Source organism: Paucibacter sp. DJ2R-2 (assembly GCF_025717675.1).
Lineage (GTDB): Bacteria > Pseudomonadota > Gammaproteobacteria > Burkholderiales > Burkholderiaceae_C > Paucibacter_A.
On the sequence record NZ_JAJIRT010000001.1, the window covers coordinates 391604 to 414420 of the forward strand.

19 protein-coding genes are annotated in these 22817 nt (G+C 65.3%); 7 read left to right on the top strand and 12 right to left on the bottom strand.

What is annotated here, in order from left to right:
* Positions 1 to 98: 98 nt before the first annotated feature.
* On the top strand, positions 99 to 401 hold the full coding sequence (locus LNV28_RS01755; protein WP_263516798.1) for a hypothetical protein: 303 nt from the start codon (positions 99 to 101) through the stop codon (positions 399 to 401).
* A 225-nt stretch (positions 402 to 626) separates the two neighbouring features.
* On the top strand, positions 627 to 2420 hold the full coding sequence (locus LNV28_RS01760) for a serine hydrolase (protein WP_263516797.1): 1794 nt from the start codon (positions 627 to 629) through the stop codon (positions 2418 to 2420).
* 119 nt (positions 2421 to 2539) lie between these two features.
* On the opposite strand, the gene LNV28_RS01765 is transcribed toward LNV28_RS01760, so the two are convergent.
* The 5 genes from LNV28_RS01765 to uvrA form a co-directional block, all read right to left on the bottom strand.
* Positions 2540 to 3955, bottom strand: coding sequence for an esterase-like activity of phytase family protein (locus LNV28_RS01765; protein WP_263516796.1), 1416 nt, complete (start codon positions 3953 to 3955; stop codon positions 2540 to 2542).
* Between the two features lie 376 nt (positions 3956 to 4331).
* Positions 4332 to 5246 (bottom strand): hypothetical protein, encoded by a 915-nt coding sequence (locus LNV28_RS01770; RefSeq protein ID WP_263516795.1) that lies wholly within the window; start codon positions 5244 to 5246, stop codon positions 4332 to 4334.
* Positions 5237 to 5992 (bottom strand): hypothetical protein, encoded by a 756-nt coding sequence (locus tag LNV28_RS01775; RefSeq protein ID WP_263516794.1) that lies wholly within the window; start codon positions 5990 to 5992, stop codon positions 5237 to 5239. Before LNV28_RS01775 ends, LNV28_RS01770 begins: the two co-directional genes overlap by 10 nt.
* A gap of 252 nt (positions 5993 to 6244) precedes the next feature.
* Positions 6245 to 6772 (bottom strand): hypothetical protein, encoded by a 528-nt coding sequence (locus LNV28_RS01780; protein WP_263516793.1) that lies wholly within the window; start codon positions 6770 to 6772, stop codon positions 6245 to 6247.
* A gap of 68 nt (positions 6773 to 6840) precedes the next feature.
* Positions 6841 to 12579: an excinuclease ABC subunit UvrA gene (gene uvrA / locus LNV28_RS01785; protein WP_263516792.1), complete on the bottom strand. Its 5739-nt coding sequence runs from the start codon at positions 12577 to 12579 to the stop codon at positions 6841 to 6843.
* Positions 12580 to 12935: 356 nt separating this feature from the next.
* Here uvrA and LNV28_RS01790 point away from each other — a divergent pair, with 356 nt between their 5' ends.
* From LNV28_RS01790 to LNV28_RS01800, 3 genes are all read left to right on the top strand, one after another.
* Complete coding sequence (locus tag LNV28_RS01790) at positions 12936 to 13457, top strand: response regulator (protein ID WP_263516791.1); 522 nt, start codon at positions 12936 to 12938, stop codon at positions 13455 to 13457.
* Positions 13458 to 13560: 103 nt separating this feature from the next.
* Positions 13561 to 15096 carry a malonate--CoA ligase gene (locus LNV28_RS01795; RefSeq protein WP_263516790.1) on the top strand — a complete coding sequence of 512 codons (1536 nt, stop codon included), beginning with the start codon at positions 13561 to 13563 and terminating at the stop codon, positions 15094 to 15096.
* The gene (locus LNV28_RS01800) at positions 15093 to 15317 is read left to right on the top strand and encodes a cysteine-rich CWC family protein (protein ID WP_263516789.1); all 225 of its coding nucleotides are present in this window, start codon (positions 15093 to 15095) and stop codon (positions 15315 to 15317) included. The genes LNV28_RS01795 and LNV28_RS01800 overlap by 4 nt, the downstream gene beginning before the upstream one ends.
* 24 nt (positions 15318 to 15341) lie before the next feature.
* Here the strand turns inward: LNV28_RS01800 and LNV28_RS01805 are convergent, their stop codons facing one another.
* Complete coding sequence (locus LNV28_RS01805; protein ID WP_263516788.1) at positions 15342 to 15530, bottom strand: hypothetical protein; 189 nt, start codon at positions 15528 to 15530, stop codon at positions 15342 to 15344.
* Positions 15531 to 15733: 203 nt separating this feature from the next.
* On the opposite strand from LNV28_RS01805, the gene ylqF reads away from it, so the two are divergent.
* Positions 15734 to 16813: a ribosome biogenesis GTPase YlqF gene (gene ylqF / locus LNV28_RS01810; protein ID WP_263516787.1), complete on the top strand. Its 1080-nt coding sequence runs from the start codon at positions 15734 to 15736 to the stop codon at positions 16811 to 16813.
* Between the two features lie 24 nt (positions 16814 to 16837).
* Here ylqF and LNV28_RS01815 read toward each other — a convergent pair whose 3' ends face one another.
* The 4 genes from LNV28_RS01815 to LNV28_RS01830 form a co-directional block, all read right to left on the bottom strand.
* On the bottom strand, positions 16838 to 17281 hold the full coding sequence (locus tag LNV28_RS01815) for a type 2 periplasmic-binding domain-containing protein (RefSeq protein WP_263516786.1): 444 nt from the start codon (positions 17279 to 17281) through the stop codon (positions 16838 to 16840).
* 33 nt (positions 17282 to 17314) lie between these two features.
* Positions 17315 to 18514 carry a porin gene (locus LNV28_RS01820; RefSeq protein ID WP_263516785.1) on the bottom strand — a complete coding sequence of 400 codons (1200 nt, stop codon included), beginning with the start codon at positions 18512 to 18514 and terminating at the stop codon, positions 17315 to 17317.
* Between the two features lie 253 nt (positions 18515 to 18767).
* The gene (locus tag LNV28_RS01825) at positions 18768 to 19142 is read right to left on the bottom strand and encodes a nuclear transport factor 2 family protein (protein WP_263516784.1); all 375 of its coding nucleotides are present in this window, start codon (positions 19140 to 19142) and stop codon (positions 18768 to 18770) included.
* Between the two features lie 48 nt (positions 19143 to 19190).
* On the bottom strand, positions 19191 to 20378 hold the full coding sequence (locus tag LNV28_RS01830) for a YbfB/YjiJ family MFS transporter (RefSeq protein WP_263516783.1): 1188 nt from the start codon (positions 20376 to 20378) through the stop codon (positions 19191 to 19193).
* A gap of 97 nt (positions 20379 to 20475) precedes the next feature.
* Here LNV28_RS01830 and LNV28_RS01835 point away from each other — a divergent pair, with 97 nt between their 5' ends.
* On the top strand, positions 20476 to 21327 hold the full coding sequence (locus LNV28_RS01835) for a M90 family metallopeptidase (protein WP_263516782.1): 852 nt from the start codon (positions 20476 to 20478) through the stop codon (positions 21325 to 21327).
* 15 nt (positions 21328 to 21342) lie between these two features.
* Here LNV28_RS01835 and LNV28_RS01840 read toward each other — a convergent pair whose 3' ends face one another.
* The gene (locus LNV28_RS01840) at positions 21343 to 21936 is read right to left on the bottom strand and encodes a protein phosphatase CheZ (protein WP_263516781.1); all 594 of its coding nucleotides are present in this window, start codon (positions 21934 to 21936) and stop codon (positions 21343 to 21345) included.
* Positions 21937 to 22116: 180 nt separating this feature from the next.
* Positions 22117 to 22815 (bottom strand): CBS domain-containing protein, encoded by a 699-nt coding sequence (locus LNV28_RS01845; protein WP_263516780.1) that lies wholly within the window; start codon positions 22813 to 22815, stop codon positions 22117 to 22119.
* Between the last annotated feature and the right edge of the window lie 2 nt (positions 22816 to 22817).

Genomic DNA, 22817 nt, shown 5'->3' on the forward strand with positions numbered 1-22817 from the left:
AGTCTCCGCACACGCCCCGGTTCAGGGCAGCGCGCATTCTAGAAAGACTTGCAATTCGCATGTTCGCGCTGCGGCTCTTGCGCGAAACTCCAGGAATCATGATCGCCAACGTCTTTGCCGCCCTCGGCCTCCTGACCTGCCTCTTGCTGGCCCTGCGCATGGCCCTGCCCGCCTCGCGCCAGCGCCAGGTGGACGCCGCCCTGCGCCGAGCCTGGGCGCGCCTGCGCGAACTGGCTTTCCAGCTGCGCCACTGGCGCCGCCACCGCCAGCACAGCAAGCAAGCCGCGGCGGAAGCGGCCGAGCTGATCCGCCGCGCCAAGGCGCGCGACGAAGTAGACCGGGACGGCAATGTCTACCGGCCCAAGCAGTTCGATCCCAAGAAGCGGCGCGATCTGCACTGAGCCCAGCACGCGCGTGGTAGCGCAGTCCGCTTTGAATGCCCGCTCTGCAGCTCATGCTGCATTTTTTGCACTCAATCGCAAACCATTCGTCCGAAACGAGCCGTCCGGTCACAGTCCGCGCAGACTTGATCTCCACTCGGATCGTCGAATCTTGGGCAGGCCCGTGCAAAACGCATGGCCGGGCTGCGCCGACTGTTTCAACCCATCAGAAAGACAAGCAAGAAGATGAATGCAAGCAAGATCCCTGTGCTGGCCTTGTGCAGCGGCCTGCTGTTCAGCCTGAGTGCCCAGTCCAACCCGGCATTGCCGCCCGAGTTGGCCGACTGGGACGCCTTCATGGCCCAACAGCTCGCGCTGTGGAAGGTACCGGGCGCCTCGATCGCCATCGTCAAGGACGGCCAGGTCATCCTCTCGCGCGGCTACGGCCTGCGCGACGTGGCCCAACAGCTGCCCATGACCGAAAACACCGTGCAGCCGATCGCCAGCACGACCAAGAGCTTCACCGTGGCCGCCCTGGCCACCCTGGTGCGCGACGGCAAGCTCAAGTGGGACGAGCCGGTGCGTGAGTACCTGCCGGACTTCCGCCTGCACAGCGACTACGCCACCCAGACCGTCACCCTGCGCGATATGGTCAGCCACCGCACCGGCTTGCCGCGCCACGACGCGGTCTGGTTCAACAGCAAGCTGAGTCGTGAAGAACTGATCAAGCGCGTGCGCCATTTCGAACTGAGTGCGGAGCCGCGCGCCCGCTTCCAATACAACAACCTGATGTACATGACCGCGGGCTATGTCGGTGGCAAGGTCGCGGGCAGCAGCTGGGAAGGTCTGGTGCGCGAACAGGTGCTGAGCCCGCTCGGCATGAAGTCCACCAACTTCAGCATTGCCGATTTGCTCAAGGCGCCCGACCACGGCACCGGCTATGCGCTAGACAACGAGCAAGCTGCGCAGCCCAAGCCCTATGTGCCCATCGATGCCATGGGCCCGACCGGCTCGCTGAACTCCAATGCCAAGGACATGAGCCAGTACCTGCTGATGCTGACGGCCGATGGCAAGTTCAAGGACAAGACCCTCATCCAATCCAGCGATCTGCGCGCCATGACCACCGGCCAGATGGCCTTGCCAGACCCGCGCCAGTGGCCGGAGGTCAGCAGCCCGCAGTACGGCATGGGCTGGTTCGTCGGCAACTACCGCGGCGTGACCCTGGTGAACCACGGCGGCAATATGCCCGGCGCCGCCACCGCCCTGGGCTTTGTGCCTGGCCGCAATATCGGCGTCTACACCACGGTCAATATCGGCAACAGCGCCTTGCGCGACGTCATCCTGTACGCCGCCATGGACCGCTTGCTGGGCCTGCCGCCGGTGGACTGGAGCGGGCGCCTGCACGGCAACTATCTGAAGGGCCTGGCGGCCGAGAAGGCTGCCGAAGCCCAGAAGCTCAACACCGGCAAGCCTGGCACCCAACCGGCTTTCGCGCTGAGCGAGTACGCCGGCGAGTACGAGCATCCCGGCTACGGCATCATCACCGTGGGCGGCGGCTCGGCGGGCCTGGAGCTGCAGTACAACGGTTTGAAAGCCGCACTGCCGCACTGGCACTATGAAGTCTTCCAGACGCCGCGCGACAAGCTGAGCGAGCTCAGCGAAACCCGGGTGCAGTTCGTCTCCAACTTCGAAGGCGATGTGGACGGACTGCGCATCGAGTTCGAGCCCTCGGTCAAGCCGGCCCTGTTCAAGCGCCTGCCCGACAAGCGCTTCAAGGACCCGGCATTCCTGGCCAAGCTGGTCGGTGTCTACGCCATTGGCACAAACGAAATGCACATCGTGCTGCGCCCGGACGGCGTGCTGACCGCAGGCGGCCGCACCGGTGCGCCCAATGAGCTAGTCGGACTGCGCGGCACACGTTTCGAAGTCAAGAGCCGCAACGGCAACACCGTCGAGTTCCTGGCCGACGCCAGCGGCCGCTATACCCAGCTGGCGCTGCGTCAGAACGGCAGTACCCTGGTGGCCGAGCGCCGCAACTGAGCGTCCGCCGAAAGCAAGCGCATCAACAAAAAGAACGGGCTCTGGGTTTCGATCCAGAGCCCGTTTGCTATGCGGGCCTTGCTCCCGATAGATCCCTTGTCCCCGGGGTCAGGGTCGGCTTACCTCTGGCTGCGGCGACGCGCCAGGCCGCCCAGGGCCAGCAGGCCGCCGGCCATCAAGGCCCAGCTGCTCGGCTCGGGCACCGGGGCGGTGTAGTTGCCCAGCTCGCTCTCGCTGATGGTGTAGGCGTGCAGCACGCCCGGCAGCAGGCGGTAGGAGCCGTCTTGCGGCACGCTGCTCGCCGCGCCCGTGCAGCCAATCACCGTGCCCAGCGGGCATTGGATCGAGCTCGCATAAGGATTGGCATCCGCAAAACGGAAATAGACGTCGAACTGCTCGCCGCCGGCGTTCTGAGTCACGCTGTAGTCGTTGTCCGTACCGGCCAGGATCAGGTAATTGCCATTGGCCAGCTTGGGGCCGATGGCCAGGCCTTCCCATTTCTCGGGCGACTTGCCGCCCAGCTCGGCCAAGGTGTTGGCGTCCAGGTCGAGGATTTGGCCGGACTTGCTGACCTTGGTGTAGCTGCCGGTGCTGAGGTTCAGCCCAGAGACATCGGTGGCGCCGCTCAGATCGATGCGGTAGACCTCCTTGTCGGCCGTGGCGAACTCGGCGCCGACACCGACGCCGCGGTTGTTGCGCTCCAGCACATAGAACTCGTGGTCGTTGATGGCCACCAGGGCCGAGATGCCCTGACCCTGGCCGCTGCGCTTCATCTGGTAGGCGTACTGGGCCACGGCATCGCCGGTGCTGATGTCGAACTTGACGATGCGGTTGACCGAACCGTTGCCGCCGCCTTCGTCCAGCATGGCGCTTTGCAGCATGGCGTAGGCGTACTTGCCGTCGGGGCTGATGGCCAGGCCTTCGAAACCGCGGTTGGTGCGCTTGCCGGCGGTGTTGCCGGTGTCGTCGGCATAGTTGGCCACGCCGGTGGCGGCATTGCGCGGCACGAGGTTGGCCGGCGTGTTGAAGGTGCGGATCAGCTCGCCGCTGCGGCTGAACTCGCGCACCGAGGGGCCGTATTCATCCGAGATCAGGAAGGTGCCGGTGCGCGGGTTGATGACCACGCCTTCCGGGTCAAAAGCCAGGCCCAGCTGGTTCTTGGGGTTGGGCGCCAAGCCGTTCAGGCCTTGGCCGGCGCTCTGGAACACCACGGTCTCGGCAATCTTGAAGTTGCTGATCGCGCCGGTGTTGAAGTCCACATCGAGCGTGAAGCGCTGGACGCGGGTGTTGTAGTTCAGCGTGCCGCCGCCGGGGCCGCGGTCCGACAAGCCCCACCACTCATTGCGGTTGCTGTCGTAGTAGATGTCGGAGAAATAGCCAAGGCGGCCATTGTTGACGCTGCTGCCGCCGGACAGGTCCAGGGCGGCGCCATCGAGCGCCAGGCCGTTGACGAAGGAAGGTGCAGCTTGCGCGGCCAAGCTGGCGGAAGCCAGCAAGACGGCGGCCGAAACGGCACGCAGGGAAGAGTTCATCATGATGTGCGGAGCCCCGGAAAGTGAATAAATCACGAGTCAACCCGGCAGGCTAGTCGGGGGCTGTGACGATGGCGTGACAAATCACCCGACGCACGCGGCCCCGACCGGGTGCAGCGAAGAACCGATCCCCCCATGCGCTGCGCTGCGCTCGCTTGATCACCTGACAGGGTTTGCCCGGCACGCACCGAAATGAACGGACCGCGTTGGAGGCTGCTGAGCCAGTCGACCCCGGAACAGCTTCATCACGCAGTCGGCCACCTCTCAATACTGCATTCACTTCCGACGCGGGCGCTCGGGAAGACAAGTTTGAAAACCCAGCGATTCACTCTCTCATTACTTGGTATTGCATCCGGCAGAGAGCGGACACAACACGGCCTCAAGGCGGCCCTAGAAAGGCCGACACGTCGCCCTTGCGAAAGGCCTGCTCCATTTCGGCCGCCAAGGCCAAGGTTTCCCGCTTCATGTCCTCTGTGAATCGGGAGGGAACAGCCGAATAATCATTGTCGCAACGACCATATTTCCAGCAAGCCATTTTGAGACGTACATCCATACTAGCCATGCCTGGTTCAGATGTGGCGCGAAGTCTGGCGATTTCGAAGGCCTGCGCGAAAACCTCTTCATTACCTTTCCACCGCTTGCCTTGCCAAGCCGAACTTTGCTTCAACAGGCTTGCTCTATCAAGCTGCCCTTGCGCCGCCAACTCTTCAATCGCTGCACGCACTTGTGCGCCCGTCCGAATCATCGATGTGTCTAACACATTCAGGGCAGCATCGTACCTCTGCGCGAAATCATCATCAGCCAGTGGGTCTAGCAAGCCGGAAACTACGCCACCCTGAAGCTTTCCACAATAAAGCCGAAGGTGCTCTTTCGCCTGAAGTCGCTGAGCTGATCCTTCTTGGTTCAAGACTCGATTCGATGGATCGGCCCCCGTCGATAGCAGCGTATTAAACTCGACGCATGGAAGAATCAATTTGATGGCCGCAGCAAAGCTGCCATTTTGACGAGCCTGCCTCAACCTAACGACTGCAGGATACGGATCAACGCCAGCGTAAGCCGAAAACCAAGCTGTATTGCGCTTCGAATCGATTTCAGGCGGCTCAGCTGGCACCGCCAGCACAGCGGAAGATGACGCTCGCAACTCTTGCGTTGCAAATACAGATGGGGTTGCAGCACTATCCAAACTCAATGGCGACTGCTCCAAATCAATACTTGCCCAATAGGCAGCAATTGCTGCGAGAGCCACACAGGCACAAAGACTCGCAACCCCAAGCCTGCCCATTTTCACTTGCACGGCGAATTTTGGGGGTCAGGAACCCCGTCAAGAAAGCGCGACATGTCGCTGATAACATCTTCTGCGGATGCTGGCGCTGGATTAATTCCAGATATTACAAATCTGACTGTTTGCAAATTTGGATACCGAACATCCACCCGCATACCTCTGCGCAAATGTTCTGTATTCCCTGAATACGCTTGACCAGTGAAACTTCTAGCTGCAAAATAGTCTTGCTTCTTATCCTGGTCGGGCGACCGAATTCCACTGCCATCAAAAACCTTTACGCATTTATCCAAGATGGGGAAAATCAAACTTCCCGTTGCTTCCAAAAAACCGACGGCCACATCGGTAACCGCGCCACTCGAACCACCACCAGAACCTTTCCCAACTAGCTCCGGCAATGTGTAATCGTATATTCTGCATTCAAAGCCATAACATACCGCCGTAGGCCACTTGGTATTGCTCTGCCCGTAGATCGTTACTCGCTCCAAAGAGTTGTTACTACTTCCAGCGTAAGTATCGATATACCGGCCCCAGCCGCCGCCGCTACCTCCTCCGCCGCCTTCAAACTCATCTCGCGGATCGCCTTCCCATGGCTGCCCCTGACTTGAGCACGGTGGGTTGCTCCCGCGGGCACGCTTGGCGCCCTGATAGACACCCGCCTGGCCTTGGCTTGTCCCTATCCATGACTTGGTGTGGGGCAGGTTGGGAAACGGTGAAGCGGCTTCGTTTGCAGGCGCCTTCTCAGGCGCAGAGCCAGCCAAGCATCCGGCCGAAAACAACAGAGTTACGGCAAAGAACGTGGAACGTGGAACGTGGACATTTTTCTCTCCCTGTGGTTACAGTGAAAAAATAGTAACCAGTTATTTAACCGGCATACCATAGGGTATCCACTGAACTCCAGAGAAAGCTTCCAACGGCGTACTCTGGCCCGCGCGCGCCAGAAGGGCTTCAGCTTCTCTGTGACGAGCCGAACCTAGAACACGCGCTTCAACTGCAGCTGGCCATCAAACCATTCAGCGCACGCTCCGAGCCACTCCGATAGAGAGAGCCCAGAAGTGTTTTTCGCCCTTGCTGCGCCCGCACTGCAGGTTCAGCTGCTCCACTTGCTGGTCCGGCGCCTGCTGCGGCAGAAGGCGCTCCCAAATGAGGATGCGGTTCATATAGCCATCGGTATCGCCTTCGATGAACTCATCGCTGCGTGTCGGCGCGCCGAACAGCGCTTTCAGCCGCTTCTCGATCTCAGCACAGCGTGGATAGCCAGCGGCCCGCAGCACTCGGCCATCGGCGGACACCAGCGCCCGACGCTCGAAGCTCAGCAACAAGCGCCCGCGCCCGCTGCCGTCCGGTGTGGCGATCTCGATCTGATGGATATGGTCCTGCGCCCGCTCGGGGGCGATGTCGAGGGTGTTGCCGCTGGAGTAGTCCTGCGGGTAGCGCTGCCGGAGCTGGGCCCGTGTGGTTTCCAGGCTCAGGCCAGCGAAGACGAAGGGCTGCGCAGACGATATCGACTGCGCCAGCGCCCGGGGCGCCGGCAAGGCCAAGGTCGCGATCAGGAGCAGAAGCGCAGCGGCATTCGCTCGACCCCTCGAGCCTTGCCGCAGCGCAAGCATCAGATCGGGCTCCGGCTCAAGACCGGCCGCAAGGCCTCGCCCGTGTGCGAACCCTTGGCCACCACCTGCTCCGGCGTGCCGGCCACCACCACCTCGCCGCCGGCTGTGCCTCCGTCGGGGCCCAGGTCGATGACCCAGTCGGCTTCGGCGATCACGTCCAGATCGTGCTCGATGACCACCACCGAGTGGCCGCCGGCCACAAGCCGGTGCAGCACGCGGATCAGGCGCTCGACATCGGCCATGTGCAGACCCACGGTCGGCTCGTCCAGCACATAGAGCGTGTGCGGCGCCTTCTGGCCGCGGCGGCCGACCTCGTCGCGCACCTTGACCAGCTCGGACACCAGCTTGATGCGCTGAGCCTCACCGCCCGACAGGGTCGGTGAAGGCTGGCCCAGGGTCAGATAACCCAGGCCCACATCCTGCAAGAGCTTGAGCGGGTGGCCGATGGCCGGCATGGCGGCGAAGAACTCCACCGCCTCGTCCACCTCCATGGCCAGCACATCGCCAATGCTCTTGCCGCGCCAGCTGACGCCCAAGGTCTCCGGGTTGAAGCGCTGGCCATGGCATTGGTCGCACAGCACCTTCACATCGGGCAGGAAGCTCATCTCGATGGTGCGCATGCCCTGGCCTTCGCAGCCGGGGCAGCGGCCCTCGCCGGTGTTGAAGCTGAAGCGGTTCGGCGCATAGCCACGCGCCTTGCTCTCCAACGTCTCGGCAAAGAGCTTGCGGATGGCGTCCCAGAAACCGATGTAGGTGGCCGGGCAGCTGCGCGGGGTTTTGCCGATCGGGGTTTGGTCCACTTCCAGCACGCGGTCCACCTTCTCGTGGCCCTCGATGCCGCCGCAACCGATCCAGTGGGCCGGCGCCTTTCGCAGGGGCACGGCCACGGCCATATTGGCCAGCAGCACATCCCGCGCCAGCGTGGACTTGCCCGAACCCGACACACCGGTCACCGCCACCAGGCGGTGCAGGGGCACATCGATGTTCACTTTCTGCAGATTGTGCAAGGTGGCATCGAGCACGCGCAGGCGCGGGGCGTCATCCAGCATCTCGCGCCGCGCTTGCAGCGGGTGGATCAAGGGATGCGCCAGGAAGCGGCCGGTGACCGAATCGGTCTGCAAGGCCAGATCGGCCGCCGACCCTTGAGCCACCACATGGCCGCCGCGTTTGCCGGCACCGGGGCCGATGTCGATGATGTGGTCGGCGCGGCGAATCGTGTCTTCGTCATGCTCCACCACCACCAAGGTGTTGCCCAGATCGCTGAGCCGGCCCAGGGCCTTGAGCAGGATCTGGTTGTCGCGCGGATGCAGGCCGATGGTGGGCTCGTCCAGCACATAGCAAACGCCTTGCAGGTTCGAGCCCAACTGCGCCGCCAGGCGGATGCGCTGCGCCTCGCCGCCCGAGAGCGTGGGCGCGGCGCGGTCCAGGGTCAGATAGCCCAGGCCCACCTCTTCCAGGAACTCAAGGCGGCCCTGGATTTCGCTGACCACATCGCGGGCGATCTCGGCGTCGCGGCCGAGTAACTCCAGGCTGTCGACCCAGGCGCGGGCCTGCTTGACGCTCCAGGACGCGACCGTGCTGATGGCCTGCGACTCAAAGGTCACGGCGCGAGCCGAAGGATTCAGGCGCGAGCCATGGCAATCGCCACAGGGCTGGTCGGCCAAGCCTTCAATGTCCACCTCCTGGCCGGCAAAGCTCTGCTCGCGGCCGCCCTTGTCGTCTTGAACAGAATCATCCAGCGCCTTGCGCTGTTCGCGCGTCAATGCAAGACCTGTCCCCACGCAGCTGTTGCACCAGCCATGCTTGCTGTTGTAGCTGAACATGCGGGGATCGAGCTCGCCATAACTCGTGCCGCAGGTCGGGCAGGCGCGCTTGGTGCTGAAGACCTTGACCGTGCCCAGACCCACGGTCGAGCGGCCGGAAGCGATAGCTTCGTGCAGCCCATCCAGCGGGGTCAGCAGGTGCAGCACGCCCTTGCCGAAATCCAGGGCCTTGGCCAGCAGCTCGCGCAGCTCGGCCTCCTTGTCCACGCTGATGACCAGGTCGCCGACCGGCAGCTCCAGCGTGTGCTCCTTGAAACGATCCAGGCGCGGCCAGGGCGCGGTGGGCGTGAACTCGCCGTCCACGCGCAGATGGGTGTAGCCGCGCGTTTTGGCCCATTTGGCCAGGTCGGTGTAGAGGCCCTTGCGGTTGACCACCAGGGGCGCCAGCAGACCGACATGCTGGCCCTTGTGATCGCGCAGCAGCTGGGCGGCGATGGACTCGACGCTCTGCGGCCGCACCGGCGTGCCGTCGTGCACGCAGTGCTGCACGCCCAGCTTCACATAGAGCAGGCGCAGGAAATGCCAGACCTCGGTGGTGGTGGCCACGGTGCTCTTGCGGCCGCCGCGGCTCAGGCGCTGCTCAATGGCCACCGTGGGCGGAATGCCCCAGACCGCATCGACCTCGGGCCGGCCGGCCGGCTGCACGATGGAGCGGGCGTAGGCATTGAGCGATTCGAGATAACGGCGCTGGCCCTCGTTGAACAGGATGTCAAACGCCAGGGTCGACTTGCCCGAACCCGAGACGCCGGTGATCACATTGAACTTGCCGCGCGGGATGTTGACGTTGACCGACTTGAGGTTGTGTTCCTTGGCGTTGACGATCTGGATGTTGTTGTCCAGGTTCGCCGACTGGCGGCGCGCGCGGATCAGGCTTTGCAGTGGCCGGCCTTCTTCCACCTTCATGGCGGGGCGGTCCATCTGCGCCGAGTACTCGCGCAGGGCCAGAGCGGTGTGCGAGGTCGGGTGCTCCTTGACCTCCTCGGGCGTCCCGACGCAGACCAGCTCGCCGCCGCCCTCGCCACCCTCGGGTCCAAGGTCGATCAGCCAGTCGGCCGCACGGATCACATCGAGGTTGTGCTCGATCAGGATCAGCGAATGGCCGATGGCCAGCAGCTTGCGCAGCGCGCGCATCAGCTTGGCGATGTCGTCGAAGTGCAGGCCGGTGGTGGGCTCGTCGAACATGAAGAGCGTGCCCTTCTTGGCCACAGCCTGGCGTGGCTTGCTCGCCGCCTCGGCCAGGAAGCCGGCCAGCTTGAGCCGCTGCGCTTCGCCGCCGGAGAGCGTGGGCACAGGCTGACCCAGCTTCACATACTCCAGGCCCACATCGATGATGGGCTGCAGCTTGGCCAGCACCTCGCGGTCGTCCTTGAACAGGCGCACCGCTTCGCTGACCGTCAACTCCAGCACGTCGGCCACGCTCATCTCGCGCTCGGCGCGTTGCAGCTTCACATCGAGCATCTCGGCGCGGTAGCGGCGGCCGTCGCAGTCCGGGCAGCGCAGGTACACGTCGGACAGGAACTGCATCTCCACATGTTCAAAACCCGAGCCTCCGCAGGTCGGGCAGCGGCCGTCGCCGGCGTTGAAGCTGAACATGCCGGCCGTGTAGCTTCGCTCGGCCGCGAGCGATGTGGCGGCAAACAGCTTGCGCAGCTCGTCAAAGGCGCCGACATACGAGGCCGGGTTGGAGCGCGCGGTCTTGCCGATCGGCGATTGATCCACAAAGACGGCATCGGACAGCCAGTCGGCGCCGAGCAGGCGATCATGCTGGCCCGGCGTCTCGGTGGCCTGGCCGAAGTGGCGGGCCAGGGCCGGGTACAGCACGTCCTGCATCAGCGTGCTCTTGCCCGAGCCCGACACGCCGGTCACCACCACCATGCGCTGCAGCGGGAACTCGACGCTCACGTTACGAAGATTGTGCTCACGCACACCCTCCAGAATCAGCTTGGGCGTGCTGGCCTCGACCGGACGCTTCAGGCCCATGCCGACGAATTTGCGCGAGCCGAGGTAGGCGCCGGTCAAGGTGTCGGCCGCGCGGATGGACTCAGGCGTGCCGTCGAACACGATCTGCCCGCCCTTCTCGCCCGGGCCGGGGCCCATATCGATGAGCCGGTCGGCCGCCAGCATCACGGCCGGGTCATGCTCCACCACCACCAGGGTGTTGCCGGCATCGCGCAGGCGGTGCATGGCCTGGACGATGCGATTCATATCGCGCGGATGCAGGCCGATGCTGGGCTCGTCCAGCACAAACAGCGTGTTCACCAGCGAAGTGCCCAGGGCCGTGGTCAGGTTGATGCGCTGCACCTCGCCGCCGCTGAGCGTGCGGCTCTGGCGGTCCAGGGTCAGGTAACCAATGCCGACATCGCAGAGGTATTTGAGCCGGTTGCGGATCTCCTCCAGCAGCAGCTTCAGCGCATCGTCGAGCAGGCTGCTGGGCAGCTGCAGCTGGTCCAGAAAGCTGCGCAGGCGGTGAATGGGCAGCTGCATCAAATCATGCAGGGCCAGGCCCGGCAGGGCTTCCAGCTGGGCGCGATTCCAGTCCACGCCCTTGGGCATCAGGCGCTGAGCCGGGGGCAGCAGCGAATCGGCCAGCTCCTTGGAGCCGACGCGCCAGAGCAGGGCCTCGGTCTTGAGCCGCGCGCCATCGCAGGTGCCGCAGGTGGTGTAGCTGCGGTACTTGGACAGCAGCACCCGGATGTGCATCTTGTAGGCCTTGCTCTCCAGGTACTCGAAGAAGCGCATAACCCCGTACCACTGCTTGTTCCAGTTGCCGGTCCAGTTCGGCGAGCCGTGGATCACCCAGTCGCGCTGCGCCTGCGAAAGCTGGCTCCAGGGCGTATCGCGCGGAATGCCGGCGTCGCCGGCGTACTTGAGCAGGTCGTCCTGGCTGTCCTTCCAGGCCGGTGTGGAGAGCGTCTTGATCGCGCCGTTGCGCAGCGTCTTCTTCTCATCCGGGATCACCAGACCCAGGTCCACGCCGATGACGCGGCCGAAGCCGCGGCAGGTCTCGCACGCGCCCATGGCGGAGTTGAAGGAGAACAGCGGCGGCTGTGGCTCCTGGTAGCGCAGATCGCTGTCGGGGCAATGCAGGCCGGTGGAGTAACGCCACAGGACGGCGTCACCGTCCTGGCCGTTCGCCGGGCCGCTCCCAAGAACGGCCGCGTCCCCTTGGGGGACCGCCTGCGTACCCGCAGGCGAGGGGCCAGGAGTTGCGGGCAAAACGTAAACATTCAATCGGCCACTGCCGCGCTTCAGACAGAGCTCGATCGCCTCCATGGCCCGCTGCTTGTCGGCGCCCTGCAGACGGAAGCGATCCGCCACCACATCCAGCAGCTTGCGCGGGCCGGTCGGCGTGGCCACTTCACGCTCGGCTTGCACGCGCGTGAAGCCGCTGGCCGACAGCCACTGGGTCACTTCCTCGCTGCTGGTTGTGGCCGGCAGCTCGACCGGGAAGGTCAGCACGATGCGTGGGTCTTGCTCCTTGGTGCGTTCCAGCAGTTCCAGATAAATGGTCTGCGCCGTGTCGTGACGCACCGCCTGGGCGGTCTTCTTGTCGAAGAGCTGGGCCGAGCGGGCGAACAAGAGCTTAAGGTGGTCGTTCAGCTCGGTCATGGTGCCGACCGTGGAGCGGCTGGTGCGCACCGGGTTGGTCTGGTCGATGGCAATCGCCGGCGGCACGCCCTCGACCTTGTCCACCGCCGGGCGGTCCATGCGATCCAGGAACTGGCGGGCATAGGCCGAGAAGGTTTCGACATAGCGTCGCTGGCCTTCGGCATACAGGGTGTCGAACACCAGACTGGACTTGCCCGAGCCGCTGGGGCCGGTGACCACGGTCAGCTCGCCCGTGTGCAGATCCAGGTCGATGTTCTTGAGATTGTGTTGACGGGCGCCGCGGATGCGGATGGTGCCTTCGGACATGGAGAGTGCCTGCTGCTGCGCTGGGAGCAGGCATTCTAGGGAGCGCGCCTACCCAATGGTGTCAGCAGGTCTCTCGCCCGAGGCCGTTGTGAATTTGCCTGCGCAGGTCAAGCCCCCCGAATGCGCACCCGGGGAAACCCCAGGTCGACGCGACACCCTCGCGCGTTGCGTTGGCCTTGCGCACAAGCAACAATGTCGCCCAGCGCACAAGAAACCGTTTGGAGTCGGAAATTTCCCGGGGATTGGCGAGCGCAGGCGCACAAGGAATCGATTGCGCGAGGGAGGGCTCTGAGTGATCGGCAAAGGTCACCGTCGGCCCAGCAGTGCTGATGTTTGCAGAGTGTTGAGGGCGGGAAATGAACACACAGGGTTTCGAGCGCGCCATCCGGGCCAACTGGTTGCGCCTGGTCGCGCAGGAACCGGGCCCACCGCCTGCGCCGGGCCTGGCCGCGGGGCCGGCCGGCTCTGAGCCGGCCGAACTGAACCGGCGCCCCCTGGTCCTGCTGGTCGAGGACAACCACATCAATCAGGTCGTCGCCCTGGAATTCTTGGCCCTGATGGGCGTTGAATCCCTGCTGGCCAGCAATGGCCAGGAAGCCCTGAGCGCCTGCCATCAGGCCACGCCGGACCTGGTGCTGATGGACATCCAGATGCCTGGCATGGACGGCCTGGAGTGCACGCGCCGCCTGCGCCTGCTGCAGTCGAGCGGCAGCTTGCCGCACTTCCCCATCCTGGCGCTGACCGCCCATGCCTTGGAAAGCGATATCGCCGCCAGCCTGGCCGCAGGCATGGACGAGCATCTGACCAAGCCTCTGGATTTCAGCGCTTTGCGCATGCGCCTGGGTCGCTGGCTGGTGCTGCCGAGCCTGAGCAGCTGAAAAACTGCTGCGCCGCAGCGTCGATGGTAATTTTCACTTGGGCTGAATTCAGCCCGTGCAGAGGGGCGCGGACGGCAGACTGGCGCTGATCGACAATCCCGGCATGAGTGCTTCTGCCAATCTCTTCTGCGCCTTGCGCGCCGCCTTCCCCTCCGACCTGGACGCCTGTGCCATCGAATGCGCCGATGGCGAAGGCCTGCGCTACAGCTGGCGCGATCTAGATCGTGGCACCGCCATGTTGGCGAACCTGCTTCAAAGCCTGGACCTGCCTGAGGGCAGCCGCATCGCCGCCCACTGCGAGAAAAGCGTGGAAGCGCTGATGCTCTACCTGGCCGTGCTGCGCGCCGGCTTCGTCTACCTGCCGCTGAACCCGGCCTACCAGGCCGCCGAGCTGGACTACTTCATCAAGGACGCCGAGCCCGCCGTGCTGGTCTGCGCCGGCAAAAACTTCGGCTGGGCCAGCAAGCTGGCCTTCATGGCCGGCGTGCAAAACGTCTTCACCCTCAACGAAGACCGCAGCGGCAGCTTGCTGGACCGCGCGGCCGCCATGTCCGACCAGCACCAGCCCGCCGCGCGCCGCGGCGAAGACCTGGCGGCCATCCTCTACACCAGCGGCACCACCGGGCGCAGCAAGGGCGCCATGCTCAGCCACGGCAATCTGCTCAGCAATGCGCTGACCCTGAAAGACCTCTGGGACTGGCAGCCCGACGATGTGCTGATCCACGCCCTGCCCATCTTCCATGTCCATGGCCTCTTCGTCGCCTCGCATGGCGCGCTGCTCAATGGCAGCACCATGCTTTGGTTCAGCAAGTTCGAGCCACGCGCCGTGCTGCGCCGCCTGCCCGAGGCAACGGTCTTCATGGGCGTGCCCACGCTCTATGTGCGCCTGCTGGCTGAGCCTGGCCTGAACCTGGAGGCTTGCCGCAGCATGCGGCTTTTCATCAGCGGCTCGGCGCCACTGCTGATCGAGACCTTCCGCGATTGGCAGGCCCGCAGCGGCCACACCATCCTGGAACGCTACGGCATGAGCGAGACCCTGATGCTCACGTCCAACCCCTGCCGCGCAGCAGACGGCGCGCGCATCGGCGGCACGGTCGGGCCGGCCCTGCCCGGCGTGAGCCTGCGTATGCGCACGGCCGAGGGCGGTGACTGCGCCACCGGCGAAATCGGCCAGATCGAGGTGCGCGGCCCCAATGTCTTCGGCGGCTACTGGCGCATGCCCGAGAAGACACGCGAGGAGTTCACGGCCGACGGCTGGTTCAAGACTGGCGATGTCGGATGCGTGGACGAAAACGGTTATGTGAAGATCGTCGGTCGCAGCAAAGATCTGGTCATCAGTGGCGGCTTCAATGTCTACCCGGCCGAGATCGAAGGCTTTCTCAACGAGCTGCCCGGCGTGGCCGAGTCGGCCGTGATCGGCGTGCCCCACCCCGACTTCGGCGAAGCCGTGGTGGCGGTGCTGATCGCCAAAGCCGGAACAAGCCTGGAGCCTGCGGCCCTCACGGCCACACTCAAGGCCCGCATCGCTGGCTTCAAGGTCCCCAAGCAGATCCTGCTGGCGCCCGAGCTGCCGCGCAATGCCATGGGCAAGGTGCAAAAGAATCTGCTGCGCCAGCAGCATGCCGGGCTGTTCGCATGAACGCCTCCACCGCGTCGGCACAAGCGCCCCAGCTCGACGACTCTTGCCCGCGCTGCGGCGGCGGCTTCCGCTGCGGAGCGCAGGACGCGCACTGCGATTGCTTCGAGCTGCGCTTGAGCCCGGCCCTGCGCGAGCGCTTGGCGGCGCAGTACAGCAGCTGTCTGTGCCTGGCCTGCCTGCGGGAGCTCAGCGCAGCCGAGGCGGCGCCACCATCACCCTGAGGCCTGGCCGACACGTTTGCGGCATCAAGAGCGCGTTGGCGGTGGTGGCGCGGGCGAGGCTGGCTGAGGCGAAGATGGCGGCGGCGAGCCTTCGGCAGTGAAGTCGGCTTGCTGCTGCGCCAGATTGCGGCCTTTGGGCGGCAAAGGCTTGAGGGCGCGCCGGACTTCCGAGGCGCGGCCCGGCGCGAATTCGGTTGGGGTCGAAGTCTTCATGGCAGTGCTCCAGAGCTGAGGTGAGCGCGGCCTGAGATCTGCCGCAAGCACGCCCAGTCTTGGCGGCGGCGGCGCGGGCGTCGGTGCGTTGCCGAACGCCGCTCACGTGCGGCCCGGCGGCACCCAGAGCCAGCAAAGAGAGCTGGCGGGCGACAATAGCCGCTTCGGCGCAAGCCCTTCACGATCGCGAGCACAAGACAAGCATGGCCATCAACTGGTTCCCCGGGCACATGAATTCCACCCGCAATGCGATCAACGATCGCATGAAGGCGGGGCTCGATGTCGTGATCGAGTTGCTGGATGCACGCCTGCCCGGCTCCAGCGCCAACCCTCTGCTGGCCCAGCTGACCGCCGGCAAGCCCACGCTCAAGCTGCTCAACAAGCAAGACCTGGCCGACCCGGCGCGCACCGCGCTCTGGCTGGCCCACTACAACAGCCTGCCCGACACCCGCGCCATTGGCCTGGACGCCGGCAACAAGGCGCCTGCCCAGGCCTTGATCAAGGCTTGCCGCGAACTGGCCCCCCTGCGCGGCGGCATGGTCAAGCCGGTGCGGGTGCTGATCTGCGGCATTCCCAATGTCGGCAAGTCCACCCTGATCAACACCCTCGTCTCCAAGCGCAGCGCCAAGACCGGCGACGAGCCCGGCATCACCAAGATCGAGCAGAAGATCGTGCTGGCCGAGGACTTCTACCTCTTCGACACGCCCGGCATGCTCTGGCCCAAGATCGCCATCGAAGAGAGTGGCTACAACCTGGCCGCCAGTGGCGCCATCGGCCGCAATGCTTTTGACGAAGCCGAGGTGGCACTGGAGCTGCTCGACTATCTGCGTCGCCACCCGGCCTATCTGGACATGCTGAAGGCGCGCTACAAGCTCGGTGAGGTAGCGGGCCTGAACGACGAAGAGCTGCTGACCGAGATCGGCCGCAAGCGCGGCGCCATGCTGAGCGGCGGCCGGGTCAATCTGCAGAAGGCGGCCGAGGTGCTGATGTACGAATTCCGGCAGAAGGTGCTGGGCGCCATCTCACTGGAAACACCGGAAGAGTTTCTCGCCTGGTCGGCCGTGGCGGCCGAGCGCGAGGCTGCACGCCAGGCCAAGGCAGCCGAACGCAAGAAACGGGTCAAGGGCCCGGCCACACGGGCCGAACGCGACGCGGCACTGGCAGCCGCGGCACAGGGCGAGGATGCGGGCAGCGACATCCTGTCGGAGCCCGAACTGGAGCTGGATTCAGAAGCCCGCGCAGACGAGGGCGAGGACGCCACAGGCAAGACCGACCCGGCCTGAACCGGCGCGGGCTGCGGCCTCAGCTCAGTTGACGGACAACACCACCTTGACGCTGGCGTCCACGGCCGATTTCTCGATGTAGCCGATGGCGTCGACATTGCTCGCCACGAACTTGCGGATTTCGACTGAACTGGTCATGGCGCGTGGCGGTGTGCCCTTGCCAGAGAAGGTCAGGCGCGACCAGGCGGCCTTGACCTGGGAGCTCGATTTGCCGGCCACCTTGGCATAGAACTCCTCGTACAGCGGCCCGGCCTCCTGCTGATCCACCGGTGCGGCGGTCGCGCCCGAAGGCATGACGCTGGACTTGCCCAGGAACAGCGCGCTGACCTGCTCGGCGCTCATATTGGCGACCGGGTTCTTGGGGTTGACGATGATGACCATCTCGGCCCAGGCGCTCGCCAGGCTGAAGCTCAAAAGCAGGCCGGCGATGGTGCGTGTGGCGGTGCGTGTCAGGACGGTGTTTGTCATGGTTGTTCTCCGGCGAAGTGAATCGGGGCAGGCTCAGAACACGGTGTCGAGCGAGAGTGTGAGCAGCTTGGAGTTGCCGACGAAATCGAGCGCTGGGCCCGACTTGTCCTTGAAGCGGTCCCACTGCAGCTTGAGCGCCGTGGCACGGCCCAATTCGTAACGCAGCGACAGGCTCAGGGTGTCATCGCGCTGCACGGTGTCAGGCGCCCAGCGGTTGGTTTCGCGGTAGCGACCCACGGTCAACATGGGCGTGAACTTGCCAATGCGGTAGCCCACAGCCAGAGCTACACCGTTTGCTTTGTAGGCGAAATCGGAGCGGTCAAAAATGCTGTACTCCGAGCGCAGCAGCCAGTCCTGCCAGTCGATATTGGCGGCCACACCATAGATCAACTGGGACTGAGCGCGGGTCACCTGCTCGCGCGTGCCGCTGCTGTGGTCCCACTGGTCGACCTTGTTCTTGATCAGGTTGAAGCGCAGGGTCAGCCAGTCATTGGCCAGCTCCAGGTCGGCGCCGATGATGCCCTTCCAGGTGATGTCCTGGCGGCTGTCGTAGTAGATCTTGGCGGCGTCGTTGTCCTTGGTCGCCTCGCGGCCGGCGAACGCGCTGCCGCGCAGCGACCAATCACCCATCTGCGTGTTGTAAGCGGCTGTGAAGCCATTGAAATTGATCGCCTCCCAGCCATAGACATCTTGCGGCGGGCGGATCCAGTTGTAGGCATAGCCGACATCCTGGAAGTCCGAGTAATAGAACAGGGGCAGGCGCTTGCGCCCGGCCTGCAAGGTCCAGCTGCTATTGGGTGAGTAGCTCAGATAGGCCCATTCCAGGCCGGCCTTCAGGCCATCAACATCGCGCACGACCACCTGGCCGGTGGCCGACCATTGCGGGGCAATCTTCCAGGTGCTTTGCAAGCCAAGCTTGGACTCGGGCGCGGCGCTCCAGGACTTGCTGTAAAGGGCGCCATGGCCGTAATCGGCGATCGCGCAAGGGCAGTCAAAGCGCCCCATCAGCTGGGTTTGCCGCGAGCCGCTTTGCACGGCGCCCACAGCCAGGGTGCCGAAGCCCTTGAAATCAAATTCCTGGGCTTGAGCGGGCTGCGACAGACCGAGCACCAGCGCCAGCAAGCCGAGGCCGAACAGGCCCGGCATGGCCATCTTCCAGTACGCCGAAGGAGCTGGCTCCGGCTCGCTGGCAGCTCGTGCGGGAGACGAAGTGTGGGTAGACGTCAAAGCCATGACTGCCCTTTCAAGACGGTCTGAGCGCGCGAACATCACACACTCGCCCTCCACTCCCGCCGTCAAGCCTGGCTCACAGCCTAGGCTGCGGCTCGGGTCGATGTCTGCGCATCGCCGTGGATCAACGGTTCGCGGCCAGTATTGCAAACCATTGCAAACAGAAGCTTACAGACGGCATCGGCGCCACAAACAGCAGCCATGAATCGCCAACTCATGCACACAAGTGCGCGGAAACAGCGATGGTGTGCCCGCCTCAGTAGCGTTCCACCGAGGCAACGACGCGTTGCGGTGGCTCGTAGTCGCTGGGCCAGAAGTCGCAGACTTCGGTGATCAAGCCCCCCTGCAACTCGAAAAAGGAAATGCCGGTTTCGCGGCCACGCTCGGTCAGGAAGTCGATCACCGTGACGGCGCGCTGCGCATCGACGATGCAGCGCGTGACCTCGGCCCGCCAGGCCTCGGGCCAGGTGCGGAAGAACTCGACGAAGTGCTGGCGGCCGCGAATTCGCTCGCGCGTTTGCGGCACCAGATAGACCATATCCGGGCTCAGCAAGGCTTCGAAGGCGGGCCAGTCGCCGGCATTGGCGGTGGCCCAGAAACGGCGGATCAGTTCTTCTTTCGCGGCGCTCATGGCGGCCTCCTGCTTACATGGTTGGCGCGCGCATGATACTGGATGAAATCACAGCCTCCGCTCCAGCCAGATCAGCCGCAAGAGCAGCCCCATACCCAGCATCAGCACCGCAGCCGTCAGCCACAGCGCGCCATGGAAGGAGCCGCTGGCCTGCACCCAAACACCGCTGAGCGCCGGCGCGCCGACCTGGGCCAGGCCATAACCCAGGGTCAAGCGGGCCATGGCCTTGCCCGGGTTGGCGGGCGAGCGCCGGCCGACCAGGGCCAGGGTCAGGCTGACGATGCCGATGAAGGTGGCGCCGTAGAGCAGCGCGCCGCCCAGGGCCGCGGCCAAGCCACCATGCAAGGCCGGCAGCAGCACACCGATGACCTGCAGGCCGAAGGCCAGCAGCAAGGCCTTGAGCTCGCCGAAGCGCCGCGCCACGCGGTCCCAGGCGAACACCGCCGGCACCGCCGCCAGGCCCACCAGCAGCCAGGCCCAGGGCCCCTGCCCGCTCAGCAAGGGCTGGCGCTCGACGATGGCCACGGTGAACGTGGCGTTGATGACAAAGCCCCAGCCAGCGCAAAAGTACATCAGGCCCATCATCCAAAGCCAGGCCCGCGAAGGCAGCACGGCCGGCACGACGCTGGCCGCAGCGGCCGGTGCCACCGACGGCCGCCAAGCCCAGGCCGGCAGCAGAAAGAGCAGGCCGGCAAAGGCAAAGCCCTGCCACTGCAAGGCCCAGCTGAGGTTCAGGCGGCTCATGCCCATGACGCCCAGGGCCGAGACCACGATACCCAGGCCCAGGCCCATGAAATGCAGGCCCAGCTCCGGCCGCCGCCCCTGGCGCATCAGCCAGCCCAGCACCAGGCCCGAACCCAGCAGCATGCCGGCCGCACCGCACAAGCCGCCCAGATAGCGCGACAGGGCCCAGAGCCAGATATTGGGCGCCATGCCCATGGCCAGGGTGATCAGCAGGCTCAGGCACAGGCCGGCGCTGTAGAGCCGGTGGCGCAGACGTGCGTCCTCCAGGCGCGCCGCCAACAAGGCCCCACTCATATAGCCGAGGTAGTTGATGGCCGCCAGCCAACCGGCCGCCGCATCGCTGAGTCCGGCTTGGGCCTGCATCAGAGGCAGCAAGGGCGTGTAGGCGAAACGCGCCAGGCCGACCGTCAGCACCAGACCGCAAATGCCGCCGGCGATCACCTGGACGGGGTGGAGCTCGCGGGGCGCGGCGGGGGTGGGGCGGTTCGGCATGGGGCCAAGCGTAATCGAGGACAAGCCCCCAGCACCGGTCGCCTCTTGTTTATTGCCGCGGCAGGCCCATGTGCACTGGACACCCACCGTGCCCGCCATGACCTCTGCCCTGCTGCCCCACCTGCCCCTGCTCCTCACGCTTGCTGCGGCCCTGGGCCTGATGCTGTGGCTGATCGCCGCACCCTGGCAGCAGCGGCGCCGCCGGGCCGCCTTGCGCGCCCAGGTGTTTCCGCAGGCCTGGCGCCGCATCCTGCGCCGGCGCCTGCCCTTGCTTCAGCGCCTGCCGGCCGATCTGCAGCTGCGCCTCAAGCAGGAGATGCAGGTGTTCCTGGCCGAGAAACCCATCATCGGTTGCGCCGGCCTCGAGGTGACGGACGAGATGCGCGTGACCATCGCCGCCCAGGCCTGCCTGCCCCTGCTGGGCGCGCGCCGCGGCTATTACCCGCAGCTCAAGCAGGTGCTGCTCTACCCGGGCGCCTTCATGGTCGACCGCCTGCACCAGGCGCCCGGCCTGGCCGAAGTGCAGATGGAGCAGCGCCGCGCCCTGGCCGGCGAGAGCTGGGTGCAGGGTCAGGTCTTGCTCTCCTGGCAGGATGTGCTGGCCGGCGCCATGGACCCGGACGACGGCCGCAATGTCGTCATCCATGAATTCGCCCACCAGCTCGATCAGGCCAAGGGCTATGCCAATGGCGCGCCGGCACTGCCCAGCAAGGCTGCGTATCGGCGCTGGTCCACCGTCATGCAAAACGAGTTTGATGCCCTGCGCCAGCGCCTGGCCTGGGGCGAAGCTGGCCTGATCGACGCCTACGGCGCCACCGACCCGGCGGAGTTCTTTGCTGTCACCAGCGAGCTGTTTTTCGAGCGGCCCGGTGAACTGGCCAGCGCCCACCCCGAGCTGTACGGCCAGCTGAGCAGCTATTACAAGCTCAATCCCTTGAGCTGGCACTGAGCTGTATTGAAACGATCAGAAGCCCAGTGAGGCCAGCAGGTCGTCCACATCGTCCTGCTGCAGCGCCTTGTCCGGCGTCTGCACGCCTTCCAGCACCTGGCCGGCCGGGGCTTCGCCCTCGCTCTTGGGCGGGTCGAAATCGGCCAGCAAATGCTCGAGCGGCTTCTCGGTGCGCTCCAGCATGCCGATCACCTTGTTGATGACCTGGCCGGACAAGTCCTGGAAGCCCTGGGCCATCATGATTTCGGTGTGCAGGGACTTTTCCCGGTCGGCAAAGCCGGCGGCGGTGGCGGCGTAGGCGGCGCAGAGCTTGAGCATGGCGCGGGCGCGCTCGACGCTCATATCGGGAGAGGCGGCCATGCGGGCCAGGGATTCGGACAGATCGTGGCCCTGGCGGCGCACCTGCTCGGCGTCCTCCTGAGCGGCATCGACCAGACCCAGCACCGTAGTGGCGGCCTGCTCGGTCATCTGGCGCACGTAAGCCAGACGCTCGCAAGCATCGGGCAGCTCCTGCACCACTTTCTGCAGCACCACGGCCGGGTGTTCCGTGCCGTGATATCCCGTCTGTTGATGCGTGGAGGTCTCGGCCCCCGATCCAACAACTGCCATGCAGCGACTCCCTAGACCCTTGAAAACCACCCTGGGGCGGCGTGCGCACATCACCTTATCGGCAGCGCGGTCGGAAATAGTAGCGTTTGAGGCACGCCTCGGCCAGATTTCCACCCTCAAGCCACGGGCGCAGGCGCAAAGATGCCGAAAAAAGTGGAGTTGCTCGCGGCTCCATCGGCCTCAACCCCACAGATCCAAGGGCGGCTCCCGGGTCACGGCGCGCAGGATGTCGCTGCGCGAGATGAAGCCCAGCAGTTCGCCGGCGTCATTCATGACCGGCAGGCCGGGCAGGCGCAGGTCCAGCAAGGCTTGCGCCACTTCGCGCAGCGGCGTGTCGGGCCGGGCCGCAGGCACCGGCGTCCACATCACGTCGCCGACCGGCCGCTCGAACCAACCCGCCCAGGCCGCGCCATCCTGCAAGGCGCTGGGGATGGGCAGCAGGTCGGCGCGCAGCAAGAGCCCGACCAGGCGCTGTTGGCGGTTCAGCACCGGCGCCTGGCCAATGCGCGCCCGCGCCAGGATGTCGAGGCCCTGGGCCACCGTGGCCGACACCGGCACCGTGATCAGCTGCCGGCTCATCAATTGCGCGGTCAGGCTCAGGGCCTGGCGCGTCGAAGCGCCGGCGCCGAGCTGTGCCTGGGTTTGCGAATAAGCCGCCAGCGCCGCCTGCTGGCGCGGCTCGGGCGTGGCCAGCAGGCCGCCAGGCTCGCCCGGCACCGGACCACCCAGCAGCACGCCCGCTTCGGCAGCGGCGCCGGCGTCGCGCCGCACTGGCTCGACCGCGCGCAAGCGCGCCACCGCCTGCACCGGCCCCAGCTCGCGCAAGCCTTCGAGCGAGCCGCTGAAAATGCGGCCATTGAGGCCGTAGACGGTCAGCATGG

Excerpts from the sequence above, each read along its gene's own strand:
- LNV28_RS01825 (WP_263516784.1), bottom strand. The coding sequence starts at position 19,142 with ATGAGCGCCGCGAAAGAAGAACTGATCCGCCGTTTCTGGGCCACCGCC.
- LNV28_RS01820 (WP_263516785.1), bottom strand. The coding sequence starts at position 18,514 with ATGGCTTTGACGTCTACCCACACTTCGTCTCCCGCACGAGCTGCCAGC.
- LNV28_RS01840 (WP_263516781.1), bottom strand. The coding sequence starts at position 21,936 with ATGGCAGTTGTTGGATCGGGGGCCGAGACCTCCACGCATCAACAGACG.
- LNV28_RS01790 (WP_263516791.1), top strand. The coding sequence starts at position 12,936 with ATGAACACACAGGGTTTCGAGCGCGCCATCCGGGCCAACTGGTTGCGC.
- ylqF (WP_263516787.1), top strand. The coding sequence starts at position 15,734 with ATGGCCATCAACTGGTTCCCCGGGCACATGAATTCCACCCGCAATGCG.
- LNV28_RS01845 (WP_263516780.1), bottom strand. The coding sequence starts at position 22,815 with ATGCTGACCGTCTACGGCCTCAATGGCCGCATTTTCAGCGGCTCGCTC.
- LNV28_RS01800 (WP_263516789.1), top strand. The coding sequence starts at position 15,093 with ATGAACGCCTCCACCGCGTCGGCACAAGCGCCCCAGCTCGACGACTCT.
- LNV28_RS01755 (WP_263516798.1), top strand. The coding sequence starts at position 99 with ATGATCGCCAACGTCTTTGCCGCCCTCGGCCTCCTGACCTGCCTCTTG.
- LNV28_RS01760 (WP_263516797.1), top strand. The coding sequence starts at position 627 with ATGAATGCAAGCAAGATCCCTGTGCTGGCCTTGTGCAGCGGCCTGCTG.
- LNV28_RS01835 (WP_263516782.1), top strand. The coding sequence starts at position 20,476 with ATGACCTCTGCCCTGCTGCCCCACCTGCCCCTGCTCCTCACGCTTGCT.
- uvrA (WP_263516792.1), bottom strand. The coding sequence starts at position 12,579 with ATGTCCGAAGGCACCATCCGCATCCGCGGCGCCCGTCAACACAATCTC.
- LNV28_RS01765 (WP_263516796.1), bottom strand. The coding sequence starts at position 3,955 with ATGATGAACTCTTCCCTGCGTGCCGTTTCGGCCGCCGTCTTGCTGGCT.
- LNV28_RS01795 (WP_263516790.1), top strand. The coding sequence starts at position 13,561 with ATGAGTGCTTCTGCCAATCTCTTCTGCGCCTTGCGCGCCGCCTTCCCC.
- LNV28_RS01815 (WP_263516786.1), bottom strand. The coding sequence starts at position 17,281 with ATGACAAACACCGTCCTGACACGCACCGCCACACGCACCATCGCCGGC.
- LNV28_RS01805 (WP_263516788.1), bottom strand. The coding sequence starts at position 15,530 with ATGAAGACTTCGACCCCAACCGAATTCGCGCCGGGCCGCGCCTCGGAA.
- LNV28_RS01830 (WP_263516783.1), bottom strand. The coding sequence starts at position 20,378 with ATGCCGAACCGCCCCACCCCCGCCGCGCCCCGCGAGCTCCACCCCGTC.